At 50.5% G+C, this 17,056-nt stretch carries 18 protein-coding genes; 16 read left to right on the top strand and 2 right to left on the bottom strand.

Annotated elements, in window-relative coordinates; translation table 11 throughout:
• Window positions 1-158: 158 nt before the first annotated feature.
• The 13 genes from M979_RS10215 (at window position 159) to M979_RS10155 (ending at window position 14,120) form a co-directional block, all read left to right on the top strand.
• The gene (locus tag M979_RS10215; RefSeq protein ID WP_064554866.1) at window positions 159-1,313 is read left to right on the top strand and encodes a mandelate racemase family protein; all 1,155 of its coding nucleotides are present in this window, start codon (window positions 159-161) and stop codon (window positions 1,311-1,313) included.
• 85 nt (window positions 1,314-1,398) lie between these two features.
• Window positions 1,399-3,024: an ABC transporter substrate-binding protein gene (locus M979_RS10210; protein WP_064554865.1), complete on the top strand. Its 1,626-nt coding sequence runs from the start codon at window positions 1,399-1,401 to the stop codon at window positions 3,022-3,024.
• Window positions 3,021-4,058 carry an ABC transporter permease gene (locus M979_RS10205; RefSeq protein ID WP_064554864.1) on the top strand — a complete coding sequence of 346 codons (1,038 nt, stop codon included), beginning with the start codon at window positions 3,021-3,023 and terminating at the stop codon, window positions 4,056-4,058. Before M979_RS10210 ends, M979_RS10205 begins: the two co-directional genes overlap by 4 nt.
• The gene (locus M979_RS10200; RefSeq protein ID WP_034458530.1) at window positions 4,055-4,960 is read left to right on the top strand and encodes an ABC transporter permease; all 906 of its coding nucleotides are present in this window, start codon (window positions 4,055-4,057) and stop codon (window positions 4,958-4,960) included. Before M979_RS10205 ends, M979_RS10200 begins: the two co-directional genes overlap by 4 nt.
• A complete protein-coding gene (locus M979_RS10195) occupies window positions 4,932-5,798 on the top strand; it encodes an ABC transporter ATP-binding protein (protein WP_064554924.1) in 867 nt (288 codons plus the stop codon). The genes M979_RS10200 and M979_RS10195 overlap by 29 nt, the downstream gene beginning before the upstream one ends.
• Before the next feature lie 19 nt (window positions 5,799-5,817).
• Window positions 5,818-6,591 carry an ABC transporter ATP-binding protein gene (locus tag M979_RS10190; protein ID WP_034460049.1) on the top strand — a complete coding sequence of 258 codons (774 nt, stop codon included), beginning with the start codon at window positions 5,818-5,820 and terminating at the stop codon, window positions 6,589-6,591.
• Between the two features lie 386 nt (window positions 6,592-6,977).
• On the top strand, window positions 6,978-7,514 hold the full coding sequence (locus M979_RS10185) for a fimbrial protein (RefSeq protein ID WP_064554863.1): 537 nt from the start codon (window positions 6,978-6,980) through the stop codon (window positions 7,512-7,514).
• Between the two features lie 25 nt (window positions 7,515-7,539).
• Window positions 7,540-8,244 (top strand): fimbrial biogenesis chaperone, encoded by a 705-nt coding sequence (locus M979_RS10180; RefSeq protein ID WP_064554862.1) that lies wholly within the window; start codon window positions 7,540-7,542, stop codon window positions 8,242-8,244.
• A gap of 25 nt (window positions 8,245-8,269) precedes the next feature.
• Window positions 8,270-10,789, top strand: a complete 2,520-nt coding sequence (locus M979_RS10175) for a fimbria/pilus outer membrane usher protein (protein ID WP_064554861.1) — start codon at window positions 8,270-8,272, stop codon at window positions 10,787-10,789.
• Window positions 10,790-10,801: 12 nt separating this feature from the next.
• Window positions 10,802-12,148, top strand: a complete 1,347-nt coding sequence (locus M979_RS10170) for a fimbrial protein (RefSeq protein ID WP_245164715.1) — start codon at window positions 10,802-10,804, stop codon at window positions 12,146-12,148.
• Window positions 12,087-12,821 carry a fimbrial biogenesis chaperone gene (locus tag M979_RS10165; protein WP_167350271.1) on the top strand — a complete coding sequence of 245 codons (735 nt, stop codon included), beginning with the start codon at window positions 12,087-12,089 and terminating at the stop codon, window positions 12,819-12,821. The genes M979_RS10170 and M979_RS10165 overlap by 62 nt, the downstream gene beginning before the upstream one ends.
• A gap of 53 nt (window positions 12,822-12,874) precedes the next feature.
• Entirely contained in the window at window positions 12,875-13,663 is a 789-nt protein-coding gene (locus M979_RS10160) for a winged helix-turn-helix domain-containing protein (protein ID WP_064554859.1), read from the top strand.
• Window positions 13,653-14,120: a hypothetical protein gene (locus M979_RS10155; protein WP_157093229.1), complete on the top strand. Its 468-nt coding sequence runs from the start codon at window positions 13,653-13,655 to the stop codon at window positions 14,118-14,120. The genes M979_RS10160 and M979_RS10155 overlap by 11 nt, the downstream gene beginning before the upstream one ends.
• Window positions 14,121-14,124: 4 nt before the next feature.
• Here the strand turns inward: M979_RS10155 and yegS are convergent, their stop codons facing one another.
• Window positions 14,125-15,024: a lipid kinase YegS gene (yegS, locus tag M979_RS10150; RefSeq protein WP_064554858.1), complete on the bottom strand. Its 900-nt coding sequence runs from the start codon at window positions 15,022-15,024 to the stop codon at window positions 14,125-14,127.
• Between the two features lie 286 nt (window positions 15,025-15,310).
• Between yegS and M979_RS10145 the strand changes: the two genes are divergently transcribed.
• Window positions 15,311-15,760, top strand: a complete 450-nt coding sequence (locus M979_RS10145) for an STM2901 family protein (RefSeq protein ID WP_064554857.1) — start codon at window positions 15,311-15,313, stop codon at window positions 15,758-15,760.
• Window positions 15,745-16,089: a DUF1493 family protein gene (locus M979_RS10140; protein WP_064554856.1), complete on the top strand. Its 345-nt coding sequence runs from the start codon at window positions 15,745-15,747 to the stop codon at window positions 16,087-16,089. The genes M979_RS10145 and M979_RS10140 overlap by 16 nt, the downstream gene beginning before the upstream one ends.
• A gap of 22 nt (window positions 16,090-16,111) precedes the next feature.
• Here the strand turns inward: M979_RS10140 and M979_RS10135 are convergent, their stop codons facing one another.
• The gene (locus M979_RS10135; protein WP_064554855.1) at window positions 16,112-16,594 is read right to left on the bottom strand and encodes an Hcp family type VI secretion system effector; all 483 of its coding nucleotides are present in this window, start codon (window positions 16,592-16,594) and stop codon (window positions 16,112-16,114) included.
• 161 nt (window positions 16,595-16,755) lie between these two features.
• Here M979_RS10135 and M979_RS23005 point away from each other — a divergent pair, with 161 nt between their 5' ends.
• Window positions 16,756-16,971 (top strand): hypothetical protein, encoded by a 216-nt coding sequence (locus tag M979_RS23005; protein WP_425338131.1) that lies wholly within the window; start codon window positions 16,756-16,758, stop codon window positions 16,969-16,971.
• Window positions 16,972-17,056: the final 85 nt, after the last annotated feature.

Here is a 17,056-nt window from a genome sequence, read left to right as displayed (position 1 = left end):
AATTCCATAACATTTTGTGAAAAGCATCACGCCCTCCTGGACATATGTCCAAATAATGACTCGTATTTAAGCACCTTTGAACGAGGCGAAGGTGATTTTTTACGCATACAGTAAGTGCTGAAACGCTGTTTTAAATTAACAAAGGGACAATAACAGCCGTGAAAATAGAATCCGTGAACGTAACCGTTTTTACTTACCCAACCCGCCGAGTTTCTGACAGTGCAGGCCACTCTCATCCTGGCCCGGAAAGCCTTGCGAAAATGGCAATGCTGACCATTACCACAGATGAAGGGGACTGCGGCTACTCTTTCGCGCCGCCAGAAGTGGTGCGCCCATATGTAGTAAATGCATTCTTCCGCAAGGTATTGGTTGGGCAAGACCCATTTAACCGCGAACGCATCTGGCAGGATCTGGTGCACTGGCAGCGCGGTAGTGCGCACCAACTCACCGAGCGCGCACTCTCGTTTGTTGAGCAAGCATTGTGGGATTTAATTGGCCGCAAACTGAAAGTGCCGGTCTACAAATTGCTTGGCGGTTTCCGCGACAAAGTGCCAGCTTATGGCAGCACCATGTGCGGTGATGAACTGGAAGGGGGATTATCCACGCCAGACGAATTCGGCCAGTTCGCAGAAAAGCTGGTTGCTCGCGGCTATAAAGCCATCAAACTTCACACCTGGATGCCGCCGGTTGCCTTTGCACCAGACCCAAAAATGGACGTCAAAGCCTGTGCCGCCGTGCGCGAAGCCGTGGGACCAGACATCGATTTAATGCTCGATGGCTACCACTGGTACAGCCGTAGTCAGGCGCTGTACATCGGCAAGGAGCTTGAAAAACTCAACTTTGCCTGGTTCGAAGAACCCATGGAAGAAGAGAGCATGGCGTCCTACGTCTGGCTTTCTGAGAACTTATCTATTGACGTTGTTGGGCCTGAAAGCCTTGGTGGCAAGCATCACAGCCGCGCGGACTGGGTGAAAGCAGGCGCGTGCGACATTCTGCGCGCCGGTGCCAATGGCGTTGGAGGTATTTCACCAACCATGAAAGTGGCGGCACTGGCTGAATCTTTCGGCATGGATTGCGAAGTTCACGGCAACGGCGCGGCAAGCCTTGCTGTAGTCGGGGCGATACGTAACTGCCGCTGGTATGAGCGCGGATTACTGCACCCGTTCCTCGAATATGACGAACCTGCCGCATACCTGAACAGTATCGTTGACCCGATGGATGCCGACGGTTTTGTGCATTTGCCGCAGCGGCCGGGGCTTGGTGAAGATATCAATTTTGAATATATAGAAACACATACCATCAGCCGCGACTGACCCGTCAGGGTCTTTTCATCGCTGAACAATAATAAGCCCGGCGCAAGACGCTGGGTCATTCTTACCCTACAAAATGGTATCTATCATGAATCGAAGCTCCCGACTGGGGGCGTGGATTCTCACGCTCCTTTTCATGTTCGGTAGTGGCTCGGCTGTGGCGAAAACGCCACCTGACCAGCTGATCATCGGCATGAATATGAATAACCTGCTTACCCTCGACCCGGCTGCAATGACCGGTAATGAAGTGGTGGGGCTGGTCGTCAATCTTTATGACCCGCTGGTGGAATTAGATCCGGCGAAACTCACCAACGTGCGCCCGGCACTGGCAACCTCCTGGGATATCTCGGAGGACGGCAACCGCCTGACGTTCCATCTGCGCGATGGCGTGAAATTTCACTCCGGTAATCTACTCACCGCAGACGACGTGGTGTGGTCAATGCGCCGCGTTTTGCATCTCAATCTGGCACAGGCATCAGTATGGAAATCCTACGGTTTTAGCAAAAAGGACATCGATGAGCATGTGAAAGCGCTCGATGATTCAACGGTGGAAATCACGCTACCAAAAGCGAATGACCCGCAGCTGGTTATCTATTCCCTGGCGGCACTCGGAAGTGTTGTTGTACTGGACAGTAAAACGGTAGAACAGCATGTACAAAATGACGACTGGGGCAACCGCTGGCTGACGACTAACGAAGCGGGTTCCGGGCCATTTAGCCTTGAGGTATGGCAGGCCAAAGATGTATTGCGTATGAAGCGCAATCCGGATTACTGGCGTGGTGCCCCTAAACTCTCCCGCGTGGTATTCCGTCACTTCCAGGAATCGCAAACTTTACGCCTGATGATTGCCAAGGGCGATCTGGATATTGCCAGCAACATGGCGGTATCTGACGTGAACGCCTTGCGAAAAGATCCCGATTTGACCGTCGATGCAGTTAAGAAAGGCACGATTTATTATGTCGCCATGAGCATGAAAGAGCCGCATTTCGCCAACCCAAAAGTGCGTGAAGCGGTGCGTTATCTGATTGATTATCAGGGTATCAATAAAGCATTGATGCCGGGATATGGCGTGTTGCATCAGCGTCCAATTCAATCAGGAATGCCTGCAACGCTGCCAAATCCTGGTTATGCACTGGATATTCCACGGGCGAAAAAACTGCTGGCGGAAGCGGGCTATCCGGACGGATTTGATACCACGCTACGTGTGCTTGCGGATCAACCATTCCTTAACATCGCCATTGCGGTGCAGTCCACGCTGATGCAGGCGGGAATTAACGCGAAAATCGTCACCGGAACGGGCAACCAGATTTACGGCGCAATGCGCGAGCGTAAGTTCGACATGTTGGTCGGGCGCGGCGGCAGTGGCGTAGAACCGCATCCGCATTCCAGCCTACGGGCACTGGTTTACAATCCGGATAACAGTGACGCTGCGCGTCTGACTAACTTCCAGGGCTGGCGTACCAGCTTCTATGACAAAACGCTGAACCAGCAAATCGACAAAGCGCTGGTGGAGCGTGACCCAACTAAGCAGCGTGAAGAGTATCAGGCGATTCAGACCCGTTACGACGAGTTGATCCCGGCATTATTGCCGCTTTCACAAATGGTGGATTCGGTGGTGGTGCGCAACGAAGTGCAGAACTACCAGCCGCATCCGTCGGCCACTACTTTCCTGCGTGATGTTTATAAAACGTCTGTTGGGGAGGAAAAATCATGAGCATGATCCTGTTAGCGCCAGGTGGTCGTGCCCGGCGTTTCTCAAAACGATTAAGCCAGGTCGTCGTCACTTTGTTTGGTCTGCTATTGCTGACCTTCTTTATTGGCCGTGTTATGCCAATCGACCCGGTGCTGGCGATTGTCGGCCCGGATGCTGACCAAAGTACTTACCAGCAGGTTTACCACCAGCTTGGCTTTGACCAATCGCTGGCAACGCAGTTTTGGATTTACCTCGGCGGCCTGCTGCATGGTGATTTGGGCAATGCGCTGCTGACCGGGAAACCGGTGGTAGACGACATTCTGCGCGTGTTCCCGGCGACGCTTGAACTGGCGACGGTGGCGATAATTGTCGGTGCGGGTCTGGGCATTCCGCTGGGCGTTTGGGCTGCTGCTCGTCGTAACAGCGTGGTGGATTACGCGGTGCGCATTATCAGCCTGGCCGGGTATTCCACGCCGATTTTCTGGGTAGGGATGATGGGATTGCTGCTGTTTTACGCCTGGCTCGGTTGGGTGGGCGGCGCGGGGCGTATTGATTTAGGGCTGGATGGTTTAGTGCCGCGTCGCACCGGGTTGTTATTGGTCGATTCATTGCTGGCGGGCAACAGCGCGGTGTTCTTTAACGCACTCAATCACCTGATTCTTCCGGCCTCTCTTTTGGGCTTCCACTCGCTGGCCTACATCAGCCGAATGACGCGCAGCTTTATGCTGGCGCAGCTGTCGCAGGAATTCATTATTACTGCCCGGGTGAAGGGACTAACTGAACGCCTGGTTATCTGGAATCACGCATTCCGCAATATCCTCGTGCAGTTGCTGACGGTGGTCGCACTGGCCTATGGCTCGCTGCTGGAAGGCGCGGTGCTAATTGAAACTGTCTTCTCGTGGCCGGGCTTTGGGTCCTATCTCACCGGCAGTCTGCTGCTGGGTGATATGAATGCGGTGATGGGCTGTGTGCTGGTGGTTGGGGTGATCTTTGTGTTGCTGAATCTGCTGTCCGACATGCTGTACCAACTCTTTGATCCGAGGACAAAATCATGACTGTCTCCTTTGGAACACCTCAACTCACCGCTGCCGATGAGCGTTCATTACGCTTTAAACGAGCCGGTCTACGAGCGGTTGGGTTTATTGGCAAAATGGCACGTAACCCGCTGACGGCAATTGGTGGAGGGATTGTTTTCCTGTTGTTGCTGGTGGCAATTTTTGCCCCGTGGATAGCACCTTATAACCCGCTGGTGCAGGATCTCAATCGCGCGCTCACTGCGCCAAACGCCACACACTGGTTTGGCACCGATGAGTTTGGCCGCGATATTTTTAGCCGCCTGGTTTATGGCTCACGCATTACGCTCTACATCGTGCTACTGGTGTCGATAACCGTTGGCCCGCTGGGTTTACTGCTCGGTGTGACCGCCGGATATTTTGGCGGCAAAGTCGATATGGTATTGATGCGTGTAACCGACATCTTCATTTCGTTCCCAAGTCTGGTACTGGCGCTGGCGTTTGTCGCAGCACTCGGCCCCGGCCTTGAGCATGTTGTGATAGCCATTACGCTCACGGCCTGGCCGCCAATTGCCCGTCTGGCACGCGCGGAAACCCTCTCTTTACGGCAAGCCGACTTTATCTCTGCTGTTCGTCTGCAAGGTGCTTCGCCGCTGCGTGTGCTGTGGCGCCACATTGTGCCGCTGTGCATGCCGTCGGTGATTATCCGCATCACTATGAATATGGCGGGCATTATCCTGACCGCCGCCGGGCTTGGTTTCCTCGGCCTTGGTGCACAACCGCCAGAGCCAGAGTGGGGGGCGATGATCTCCAGCGGGCGCACTTACATGATGGAGTGCTGGTGGGTAGTAACGATTCCGGGGCTGGCAATTTTAATCAACAGTCTGGCATTCAACTTCTTGGGAGATGGCTTACGTGACATCCTCGATCCTCGCAGCGAATAATTCGCCGCAACTACTTGATGTGCGCGACTTGAATGTGACGTTCGTTAATGGTCGCCAGCAAACCCACGCGGTGCGTGGCGTTTCATTCCAGCTCGGGCGCGAGAAACTCGCCATCGTAGGCGAGTCCGGCTCCGGGAAATCCACTGTGGGCCGTGCGTTATTGCAGCTCCACCCTAAAAAAGCGCGAATCACCGCCGAGTGTATGCAATTTGGTGATGTTGATCTGCTCAATGCTACTGACGCACAAATGCGTAATGTGCGTGGCAAACGTATTTCAATGATTATGCAAGACCCGAAATATTCGCTAAATCCGGTGATGTGCGTTGGCGATCAAATTGCTGAAGCATGGCTGACTCACCATCGTGTCGGGCAAAAACAGGCGAAACAGAAGGTGCTGGAGATGCTGGAAGTGGTGCGTATTCGCCAGCCAGAACGCGTCTACAACCTCTATCCGCATGAGGTTTCCGGCGGCCAGGGGCAGCGGATCATGATTGCCATGATGCTGATCACCGACCCGGAAATGGTGATTGCCGATGAACCGACGTCCGCGCTGGATGTTTCGGTGCGTTTGCAGGTGCTGGCGCTGCTCGACGATCTGGTGCAATCCCGTGGACTGGGGCTGATTTTCATCAGCCATGACATTAACCTGGTGCGCAGTTTCTGCGACCGCGTGCTGGTGATGTACGCCGGGCGTGTTGTGGAATCTATCGCCGCGAAAGACCTGGATAAGGCGCAGCATCCTTACACCCAGGGGCTTATCAGCGCATTGCCGGATATGGATATGCGCCGGGCACATCTACCGGTTCTACAGCGCCAGGCTAGTTGGCTAACGGAATAAGGAGCAACGTATGTCATCCATGATTGAAGTCAGCCAGCTTAATTTAACCTTTGGCGAAGGGGCGAAAACTAACCAGGTGTTGTTCGATGTGAATTTTAACGTTGGGGAGGGTGAGATTTTTGGTCTTGTAGGGGAGTCGGGTTCCGGGAAAACCACGGTGCTGAAATGCCTGGCAGGGCTATTTACCCACTGGCAGGGAAAACTGGTGATTGATGGGACGGAGCTTGAACATCGTATCAGCCGTGAACGCTGTCGGATGGTACAGATGGTATTTCAGGATCCGTATGGATCTTTGCACCCGCGCCATACCATCGGCGATATTCTGGAGGAGCCACTACAAATCCAGGGATTCACTGATCGCGACCGGCGTATCAATATGATGCTGGATAAAGTGGGTTTAAACCGCGCGTTTCGTAGTCGCTATCCGCATCAGCTCTCCGGTGGGCAGCGCCAACGTGTGGCGATTGCACGTGCGCTGATACTTGAACCGGAGGTGCTGCTGCTAGACGAGCCTACTTCAGCATTGGATGTTTCGGTGCAGGCGGAAATTCTCAATTTACTTTCGGATTTACAGCAGGAATCGAAACTCACCTATTTAATGGTGACACACGATTTAGGCGTCATTGCACATTTATGCCATCGCGTGGGGGTAATGCAACATGGTCGTATTCTTGAGGCATTAAGCACCGATGAATTAATCAGCGGTGCTGCACGGGTGCCTTATACGCAAATGCTGGTTAATGCCAGCCGCCAATATAGCCGCGAAATGGCAAACCAGGTGGCGAAGTTTTAATTAAGAATTGCTTTCAGAATTACCGTGCGTCAGGCAAACCCTGACGCATTTTTATATTGTTAAGATTAATAATTCTGCACCTTTCAATCCCCGCACTCAGTTCTCATAACCTCCCATAACTGAATGAATTTTATGTAATCATTGATTATTATATAAGATATTTTCCTTATATGGGAAAGGTGTAAAAGATTATTCAGAAAACAAATCTAGGAATTTTCCTAAGAAGCAATAATATGACCATACCTTCTGCAATGTTTCTGCTTAGGGTTATATATCTCATTCTCAACTGCTTAACCTTATCTGTTTATTTATCAGTAACAGACTTATTTGCTCTGGGATTCCGCTTTGCACGATAAGGACGAAAGCAACACAACAAGGATTACAAGATGAAAGCATTATTACCCGTAGTATTCGGCACGGCAGCTTTATTAAGTGGTGCGGCCTTCGCGGAATCAACAAATACCATTACCTTTAAAGGTGAGATCACTGAACAAACCTGTTCGGTGACCGTTAACGGTTCAGATGCACACCCTGTCGTACTGTTGCCTACCATCTCTAAAAGTGAACTTAAGGACGCTGCTTCTTCGGCAGGGCTGACCACGTTCACCATGGGCGTTAGTGGATGCAGTGTAGACAGCTCCACATTAGAGATTAAAACCTTATTTATTGGCACTAACGTCACCAGTAGTGGAAACCTTGCAACCAGCGGTTCGGCTACTAACGTTGAGCTGCAATTGCTAACAGATGCCTCGGGCAGCACGATTATCGACCTAAGTAACCCAATGGCTGTTGCCGGGATATCTATCCCGGCAGGGGAACAGTCCGGTGAACACGACTACGCCGTGCGCTACTTCTCGCCAACCGGCAATGCTACCGCGGGTGATGTCGTCGCCGCAGTGCAGTACGCGATTTCTTATCTTTAATAGTGCACGGCGTAGGGGATGAAACATGAGTTTAGGGAGAAGTTTGCTTACGTTTGCACTCGTCGGTACCTGTTTAAGCAGCCAGGCAAGTGTGGTGATGACCGGCAATCGTGTGGTGTATCCAGCGGATGCTAAGCAAGTTAGCGTGCAGTTAACCAATCAGGATGACTTTCCGAATGTCATGCAGGCTTGGCTGGACAGCGGCGATGAGCAGTCAACACCACAAACCGCGCGAGCACCTTTTATGCTGACTCCTCCTATGTTTCGCATGGCCGCGCACAGCGGCCAAACCTTGCGCTTACAGTTTACTGGCGCGGATTTGCCAAAAGATAAAGAGTCGGTGTTCTGGCTCAATATCTTGCAAATCCCGCCAGTGGCTAAAGGAAGTGAAGCATCTAATCAGATGATCGTGATGCTGCGCAGTCGTATGAAAGTGTTCTGGCGTCCCGCTGGTTTACAAGGTTCACCGAACGAGATGAACAAAACGACAACCGCTTCGGTTTCAGGCCGCAAACTGAGTCTCACCAACAACAGCGGCTATTACGCATCGATTGCCCATGTGGTGGTGACGATTGCCAATAAACCCGTGAAGCTGGGTGGCGAGATGATTGCCCCCGGTGCGACAAAAGCATGGCCCTTAGTCGGCACACCGATGGGTGACAGCGTGCAGATGACATGGATTAACGACCAGGGCGCTTATCTGAGCGGAGCACTTCCACTGAAGCATTAGCGGCTTTGCAGGGAAGCAAAATACTATGGAAAAACATCACTGGCTGAGCCTTTGCTTGCTGGGTGGATGGGCATTGCCATTCGTCTCGCAGGCAGAAAACTACACCTTCGATGAAGCCTTATTGTTGGGGAGCGAATACGGACAAGGGCTTGCCCGCTTTAACAGCGAGGCTTCGGTGGCACCGGGTCAATATCTGGTTGATATCTGGCTAAACGGGCGTTTTATCGCCCGTGAAGGAGTGATGTTTCGTAGTGAAGGCGAGGATGTGGCGCCTTGTTTGCCGTTGGTTTTTTATGAACAAAATGGTGTGCTGGCATTAAGCACGCCCGGCAGCGAAAGCTGTTTAAGTCCCGCGAAACGCGTCGCAGGGGCAAGTTATGTATTTGATAACGCACTATTACGGCTGGATGTTGCCATTCCTCAGGCTGAAATGGTGCAGGTGCCACACGATTACGTCGCCCCCGAGCAATGGCAGGCGGGGGAAAGCCTGTTATTTACCAACTACAACAGTAACTTTTATTACAGTGATGCGGGTGGAAGCCAGAGCGAATATGGCTGGTTGGGGCTGACGTCGGGTATTAACTTTGGTTTATGGCAACTGCGCCAGCAATCCTCAGCAAGCTATAGCCGTTATGGGGATAAGAAACGCTACCAGTGGGATAACTTACAAGTCTGGTTACAACGCCCGGTCGCAGCGCTGCAAAGTACGTTAAGTGCAGGCCAAAGTTATAGTGGTGGCAACCTGTTTAGCAGTATGGCGTTTACTGGCGTCAAACTGGAAACCGACCAACGGATGTGGCCTCAATCCCGACAAGGATACGCACCAGAAATTCGCGGCACGGCGGCAAGTGCCGCGCGTGTGGTGGTCAGTCAGAATGGGCGTACCTTGTATCAAACTAACGTTGCGCAGGGGCCGTTTGTGATTAACGACCTTGCCAGCACGGCCTGGCAGGGGGATTTGCAGGTTGATGTGATTGAAGCCGATGGCAGCCGCACCCAGTTTACGGTTCCGTTTTCAGCACTACCGCTCTCTTTGCGTCCCGGGGTCTGGCGCTATAACGCAGTTATAGGGCGAGCGCGTGATTATGATACGGATGACAACTGGTTCGGTGATTTAACCCTTGAACGCGGTATTGCCAATAGCCTGACGGCTAACGGTGGCATTCGCCTGGGGAAAGAGTACGCCTCCACGGTACTGGGTGGGGTCTGGGCTTCAGAGCTTGGGTCGATTGGTGCGGATGTGACGGCGTCATCCGCGCAGCTCCCGGAAGGTAAACAAACGGGCTGGCGTACCCAGCTATCCTGGAGCCGTTCATTTAACGGAACCGGTACCAACGTGGCACTGGCAGGCTACCGCTATTCCACTGCTGGATACCGTGATTTCAGTGATGTGTTGGGTGAACGAAATGCCGCTAAAAACAGTGATATCTGGCGTTCAGATACGCTTTCGCAGCGCAACCAGTTTACAGCCACCGTTAACCAGCAATTGGGGGACTATGGCTCGATATGGCTTTCCGGTTCGGTGATGGATTACTACGGAGAGCGTGGGCGCAATACACAGCTTCAGTTTGGTTATGCCAATCAGTGGCGACAAATAAGCTACAACCTGTCCGCGAGCCGCCAGCAAACATTCTGGCGTGATAACTCAAGACATGCAGATGGGCAGCCAGGGCAGAATGCCAGACATGGGCAGACGGAAAATATTGTCACGCTGACATTCTCCGTACCGCTGAGGTTTGGTAAGGGTGAAGATTATCTCTCGCTTTCAACTAGCCATAGTAAAACCAGCGGCACGAGTTATCAGGCATCGCTGGCGGGTTCTGTCAGTGAGGATGATAGCGCAAGCTATGCCGTTTCTGCGGGATACCAGAACGCATCGGGCGAGGCTGCACAAAAGAACTGGAGCGCCTCGCTGCAAAAAATGACCTCGTTTGGCACCCTGAATGGCAGCTATTCGCAAGCAGAAAACTATAAGCAATGGTCGGGCGGAATGCGTGGTGCAGTGGTTGTGCACCGCGGCGGCGTTACGCCTGGGCCCTGGCTTGGTGACACCTTTGCGCTGGTAGAGGCTAAGGGAGCCGAAGGGGCTCGCGTGAATAATGGCCAGGGGGCAGCCATCAATGCTCAAGGCTTCGCTCTCGTGCCGTCGCTAACACCCTATCGTTTTAATAATGTTCAGTTAGACACACGTAACATGGCGGCAGACATTGAGCTTGAGGATAACCAACAACGCGTTGCACCGTATGCCGGAGCCGCAGTGAAATTATCTTTCTCAACGACAAAAGGAACCGCGGCGCTGATTGATGTCACTCCACGCCGCGGCTCGCTTCCTGCAGGAGCGGAAGTCTTTGATGAACACAATCAGGTTGTTGGGATGGTGGGGCAGGCAAACCAGGTTTATGCCCGTTTACCGGCAACGCAAGGAGAGCTAACGGTGCGCTGGGGCGAAGGTCCTAAGGAAAGATGCGCATTTAAATATCAGTTAACAGATGACCACCCTCAGCAGGCGATGATCGCGCTAACTGCCCAGTGTTTGGCTGCGTAAGGAAACCATAAAGTGAAAACCAGGACAAAACTCGCGATCGTCATACTGATGATGTTAAGCGCTACGGCACAGGCGGCCTGCGAATACATTATCTACCCATATACCGGTGCGAACAGTCAATTCGGCTCACATCGCCTGAGCTCAGCAAGCGATGGCAAAACGAGTTCATGGCGCGGTAATGGTGGAGCAGATGGTTGGAACGGTCAGCTTACCGGGGTGAGTAAATCAATTGATGTCAGCAGCAATAATATTTTTCAACCGCCGGGCACGGTACTGGCAGCAGGTGGGGGGATTCCTTTCACCCAATATGCACGCAAAGGTGGGTGGGATCCTGAAATGGTGTTTTTCCGCTGTACGCCGGATACCGCGGGCCAACTTTATCAGGCGTTTTCCACCAACGGGGATGATGCCTATGCCGGATGGTATGAAGCGCAAGATGTGCCGGGGGCTTATCTGACGTTTGCCAAAAATGTGGCGATGCGTATTACGCTGGAAGCGACCGGACAGGTATTCACAGATATCTGGCAGCAGGTCGCAATGACTAACCTTGATACTGATAAAGATGGCAACTTTTTAATTAAAGCCAAAAACTTTTCGCCGATTCGAGTGGAGCTGATGAAAACAGCGGATACGCGATATTTTATCAGCTCGGCTGCGACTTACACTTTTGCTGGGGTAAACCCTAACGCTTATGTTGTGTTTCGCGGGCCAGGAATTGACTCGAATGGCATCAAAGTGGGCCAGGCGCATCGCAATAGCAACTGGGCTGGCTGGTATGCCGACTGGCCATCGGTGATTAGCCTCTACAATAATGGGATTACCGTGCGGCGAGGAGCGATTTGCCAGGTGACCCATTTCACACCTTTTGTGCAATTACCTCGAGTAAGTGCTGCGGATATCAGAGCAGGGCGTAGCGTCAGTGCACCTTTCTCACTCGAGTTTGCTTGCGAATCCAATGTGGTTTCAGGGGTTGTCACCAACAAGCAGAATGTAGCACTCGGATTTCTGGCTCCGGAGGCGAATGTCCTGGCCGCACAAAAATATGGTCTGACGAGCGGGAGCGCTGTGACTCACTTACTTGATGATGCTTATGGCGCACCGGGTCATGCGCGGGGGGTTGGCGTCCGGATATTGCGCAATGGTATCCCGATGAACTTCTTGACCACCGACGTCGGTGGAACAGGCGCAAACGCCGGTTGGGTGCCTGTTCTGGGGGGCGCTCAGGTAAAAACTGGAACCCAGAGCGGTGTTGATAGTTACCACGAAACATTTGAAGCGCGTCTTGAACGTTTCGCAAGTGATCAGCTGGAAGCAGGGAGATATCAGGCTCATGCCCAAATCCTTATGCGCCTTCAGTAGAATGCTGTTTTTGTGGTTATGTTTAGCCTTACCCCTACAGGCGGTGGTTAACCTGAGTGCCACGCGGGTGGTCTTTGACAAGGCGGCGGCGACCCAATCCATTACGCTTGCTAACAGTGCCGATTATCCGGTGATTGTGCAGGCATGGATTGACGATGGTGACCCTCAGGGTATCCCGCAAACTGCCGAATCGCCGTTTGTAGTATTGCCGCCCATTTTTCGTCTGGCGCCGCTTGAGCAGCGTTCTATCAGGTTGCTAACCAGCGGTAAAGGTTTACCAAATGACCGTGAGTCGCTGTTTTGGCTAAATATATATGAGATCCCGCCTAATCAGTCAGCGGCGCAAAATGAAAAAATCCTGCTGGCATTTCGTACGCAATTAAAGGTGTTTTGGCGACCATCTGGAGTGGGGAAGCTAACTGAGGACGCGGGGCATCAATTACGTTTTGCGCGCTCGGGTGAGGGCGTGACGGTATCCAACCCTACACCCTGGAATATCTCTTTGGCGGAGGTGGAAATAGCCGGGCACTCTGCTTCGGGAATAACTTTAAGCCCTTTTTCGCAGCAGCAGCTCTTTACGTTTAATAAGGTAGATTTACAGGACGGTGTAGTTAAATTTGTCATAATAAACGATGAGGGAAATCAGTGGGGTTATGCTTTGCCGATCAAATAAACGGATCTAATAAGTCTCTTATACCCCCCGAATCTGAATACGTAAGGAATCGCGTGAATAAACAAATAATCTTGAATGGCGTGGCGGCCTTTCTACCTGAAAAACACAGGATTATCGCTATTAATAGCGACCAGCCACCTCTATCACTGAGTATACCTGCGAGCAGATGCCTGGCGTTGTTGGTTAATTATCAAGGGGAAGTGGTTCTTCGGGAGCGATTTTTCCATGAAGTCTGGGTGAGTAATGGAGCCCAGGTAACCAATAATACCTTCTATCAAAATATTTCCCTTTTGCGCCGGGCATTTAAAGAATTTGGCCTTAATGAGGACTATATCGTCACCGTCCCGAAGGTCGGGGTCAAACTTGAAAATACATTGAAAATAACCTGCAGTGAGGAAGGCGAAAACATTGCTACGGAGCTACCACAACCTTCTGCGCCTGAACGAACACAGCCGCGTAAGGTTGTGCGCCGTTTGTCTTCTTCGCTCATCAGGGGATGGTTTGGTATCAGTGCAATGGTGCTAGCACTTAGTTTAAGCGGGGCATTTTTAACCTGGCAAGCCAGTATGGATAACCGTTTCAAAGAATTTAAACCACTAATTACTCAGAGTAACTGCAGTTATTTTGTAAATTCCGATACCACTGACTACAAAAAGCATCGCTTATTTTCGCGTGACTTTAAATTGAATTGTGAACATTTTCATTATGTCTATTTAACGGCTTATAACAATTTTGCCCGTTTTTCAGCTGTGGCTTGTGAACGTCCTTTTAGTACCTGGCGAAAGAATTACTGCGTCACGCATTATGTTATAACTGATAATGGAGATGCGTTTGAAAAATAATACTTCATGGTTATTAGTAGGCTTGCTGATTATCGCATCCTGTATCGCAACGGTTAAGGTATATCTGTATTGGAAAAATACGCATTTTAGCTGCACTGGGGAATTAACCCTTCATCGTAAAGATAATGTTGCAAATGTTACGATGCAATATGTTTTTAATGGTGATGCCGGGGCGGTGTTGCTACGGGGTGAAGTTATATCGAACAACACTCTGGTTGAACAAGTGAATCAGAATGTATTTTTTGATTTTCAACGTAAGGGAAATGATTATTTTCTCATTTCAAAGTCAGTGACGGATTCAACTGGAAATCAAACGGATGTCTCATTATTAAAGAGAACATTCCCGCTTTTCTATTTAGAACCTGATGCGAAGTTTTTTCTAAATATCAAACAATTGACGGGCTCCAGCTGGCTTTTTACAACCAGCCGATCGCCTTCTTTGTTATGCAGTAAGTAACTCGTCAGCCTAAGAGCGGGCAGTTTGGCGGCAGACGGCAATTCAGCGCATTAGGATGGATATCGATGCGGAACTTCTGGCTGGTCAGTGGCTCGCCATCAAGGTTAAAAGTAATGTCGTGCGGGGCGGTTATCTCAAACCAGGATGAACGCGCATCAATAATATTCGGGCTGTCGTCCGGGCGTGTGAGCGTGTTAAAGATGGCGGGCAGCAGCTCTTCGCCAGTAAAAATACGCAACTCAAGCAACCCGTCGTTGATCAGCGCCTGCGGGCAAAGTTCCTGGCCACCGCCAGCCTGACGACCATTGCCGATACCAATAACCAGCGCATCGCCTTGCCATTCAAAACCCTCGCCGCGAATTTCACAGCGGTCCGGTTTCAGGGTATCCATCCGAATCAGGCCGTGAACAAAATAGGCGATGCCGCCGAGTGCCGCTTTCAACTTTTCCGGCGTTTCAGTGGTGATTCGTGTACCAAAACCGCCGGTCGCCATATTGATAAAAAAGTACGACTCATTCACTTGCACCAGATCTATAGCCACGCCTTTGCCGACAATCGCCAGCTGCAAAGCTTTGTCCAGCTCTTCAGGAATACCGACGCTGGTGGCAAAATCGTTCGCGGTGCCTAACGGCAAAATCCCCAGCGCCGGACGGCGTTCAGGCGCAAGCTGCGCCAGCGCGGTTGCCACTTCGTTTATCGTACCGTCACCGCCACCTGCAATGACTGTCGCAGCCCCCATCCGCGAAGCTTCTTCAACATAACGAATAGCATCACCTTTTTCCCAGGTAACACGGATATGTAACGTGTATCCCTCATCACGCATCACGTTGACCGCACTACGTAAAATGTCGTTGTCGGCACCTTTGCCGTTAAGGATCACGAACGTTACAGGAAACTGCTCCATGGCATACCTCTGGAAATGTAGTTGAATTCTAAGTGTATCTTATGCGGGGGATTTGGGGGTAAGAACAGGCTGAGTCTGCGGGGTTTGGCATATTCCATCGCATCGCCTCCGTGAATGGCAAAAACGATAGCGGTAATACCCACTGATAGATAATGGATATAAGCGTTCAATTATCCCTTATTGATCGATCGCGCCGATCAATTCGTGTGATGATATTGCCCTGGTGTTTGTACGTCTTTTAATCAGGCGTTATGATGCGGTTCCCTAAGTTAAATGGACTTAAATAATGGATACTGTTGAAGAACTCGGCGGTACTTATTTTTATCATGGGCAAGCGAACCTGACGCCTGGCGAATTGTTTGACGTGATCTTCTTAGAACAATTTTGCGATGAGTTGGGAATCGGCATTGAGTCAGGGGCTGCTATTCTTGCGGGTCAACCATGGATAAAAACCAGGACAAAACCCGGTACAGCAATCAAAGGTACAAGCGTTGTTTCAAAGTATGGGCGAATGCTTTTGAGGGATGCGCGAACGCCTTTTGGGATCAGGGTTCCTACACCTGTTGGATTCAGGATGCAGAAAACGAATAAGCTTGCAGCCGTTATTGCTCGTTATGTTCCCTGGCTTGGATGGATTGGCCTGATCAATGCGATTTATGAGGTGTCACGGAAAACTCAGAACAAATACAATCTGATTGCCCGACCAAAAGACCGCATACAATGGACTTATTTCTGATGACGATACAAGACGAAGTATTAGCGATGTTCAGGGAGGAGATTCCAGGGTATTTAGATAAACACCGGAAAGAAATCCCTCTGGAATTTGACTCAGATTTGTTTGATTCACCTGGTGACGACTTTGAAGACGCTATAAATAAATATCAGGAGATCTTCAAAGTTGATCTGTCTGCTGTCGATTGGGCTTGTTATTTTCCCTGGGAAAATACTCCGCTATTTACCCGATGGTTTAAAGCAAAAAGAGTCGAAGTGGAGAAAACCAGAAAGCCTTTAACGGTTGAAATGTTTGCTGAATCGGCTGCGGCGGGGCGATGGTTACATGATTAAGGGGCTTAATAGCCCCTTTGCTTTATGCTGTTTGACGATCATTCCATGAGTCGGAATAAATAATATTTCCGTCGTTATGTTTCCAGGTTATTTTTTCATAGCGCAGCTCTACGGTTTCAAGATGATTACTGTTGCTATCTTCTGGAGATGCCATAGTGGGGGAGATTGAAACAACACGAACGCCTTCAAGCATCATATTAAAATATTCAACTTCCTGACCCGCGTCGTTGATGTGATACCACTTAATTTCAGCTGATTCCAGATTCTGACCTGTTGCTACAGCTTTGTAGATATAAGGGCTGGAGCAGTCGAAATCTTTTACGACAAGCATGGGCGAGTGCATTCTTGTGCCGGTTACTTTCCCGGTTGCATTGTCGGTCGGGATCATCAAATTATGATGAAAACCTTTTACTTCAATACTGTACTCACGCCCTTTGACGTCAACGCCACCTTTTATGAGTGCACCACCGTCATCTTTTAGCCATAAATATGCGGGTATTGCCATAGCACTATTCCTTGTTTGTTAACTGAAATTATCATAATAAAATAACCGTCTCGTACTTCAACATCTATAGATAATTCGTTTTTTATTTAAGGAAATATATTTACATTCACTCAGGGAATGAATTAACCCTTTTATTCATAATAAAGATAAATACACCTGTTATGTCCTGTACTATCCATCAGCCAGGTCTGGGGCGCGTAGATCTCTACCCGAAAACATCGGTCGCGGTATCAGGATTTAAACGCGTCAAAGATGAGCTGGAGGTGATGTACTCACTCAGTACCAGCGGCTTCACGACATCCTTAGTGCTTGAAGTCAAATTCTTTTATACCCACAAAAAAGAAGGCCTGCGGAAGGGAGATTCCACAGGCCAATGAGGTGGTTCCTGGTACAGCTAGCATTTATGGGTTATGTTTTTCAGCCCGGCGATAATAACCGTATACAGCGAAGCGGTATGTGATC

Origin of the sequence: Buttiauxella noackiae ATCC 51607, assembly GCF_001654865.1 — a bacterium.
In the GTDB taxonomy this organism is placed as follows: Bacteria; Pseudomonadota; Gammaproteobacteria; order Enterobacterales; family Enterobacteriaceae; genus Buttiauxella; species Buttiauxella noackiae.
Note: the sequence above shows the minus strand (reverse complement) of the source record. Positions and strands in the feature narration are given on the sequence as shown.

Bases quoted from the DNA above. Each gene is read 5' to 3' on its own strand.
- M979_RS10210 (WP_064554865.1), top strand. From the start codon at position 1,399: ATGAATCGAAGCTCCCGACTGGGGGCGTGGATTCTCACGCTCCTTTTC.
- M979_RS10205 (WP_064554864.1), top strand. From the start codon at position 3,021: ATGAGCATGATCCTGTTAGCGCCAGGTGGTCGTGCCCGGCGTTTCTCA.
- M979_RS10200 (WP_034458530.1), top strand. From the start codon at position 4,055: ATGACTGTCTCCTTTGGAACACCTCAACTCACCGCTGCCGATGAGCGT.
- M979_RS10190 (WP_034460049.1), top strand. From the start codon at position 5,818: ATGATTGAAGTCAGCCAGCTTAATTTAACCTTTGGCGAAGGGGCGAAA.
- M979_RS10185 (WP_064554863.1), top strand. From the start codon at position 6,978: ATGAAAGCATTATTACCCGTAGTATTCGGCACGGCAGCTTTATTAAGT.
- M979_RS10180 (WP_064554862.1), top strand. From the start codon at position 7,540: ATGAGTTTAGGGAGAAGTTTGCTTACGTTTGCACTCGTCGGTACCTGT.
- M979_RS10175 (WP_064554861.1), top strand. From the start codon at position 8,270: ATGGAAAAACATCACTGGCTGAGCCTTTGCTTGCTGGGTGGATGGGCA.
- yegS (WP_064554858.1), bottom strand. From the start codon at position 15,024: ATGGAGCAGTTTCCTGTAACGTTCGTGATCCTTAACGGCAAAGGTGCC.
- M979_RS10145 (WP_064554857.1), top strand. From the start codon at position 15,311: ATGGATACTGTTGAAGAACTCGGCGGTACTTATTTTTATCATGGGCAA.
- M979_RS10140 (WP_064554856.1), top strand. From the start codon at position 15,745: ATGGACTTATTTCTGATGACGATACAAGACGAAGTATTAGCGATGTTC.
- M979_RS10135 (WP_064554855.1), bottom strand. From the start codon at position 16,594: ATGGCAATACCCGCATATTTATGGCTAAAAGATGACGGTGGTGCACTC.
- M979_RS23005 (WP_425338131.1), top strand. From the start codon at position 16,756: ATGTCCTGTACTATCCATCAGCCAGGTCTGGGGCGCGTAGATCTCTAC.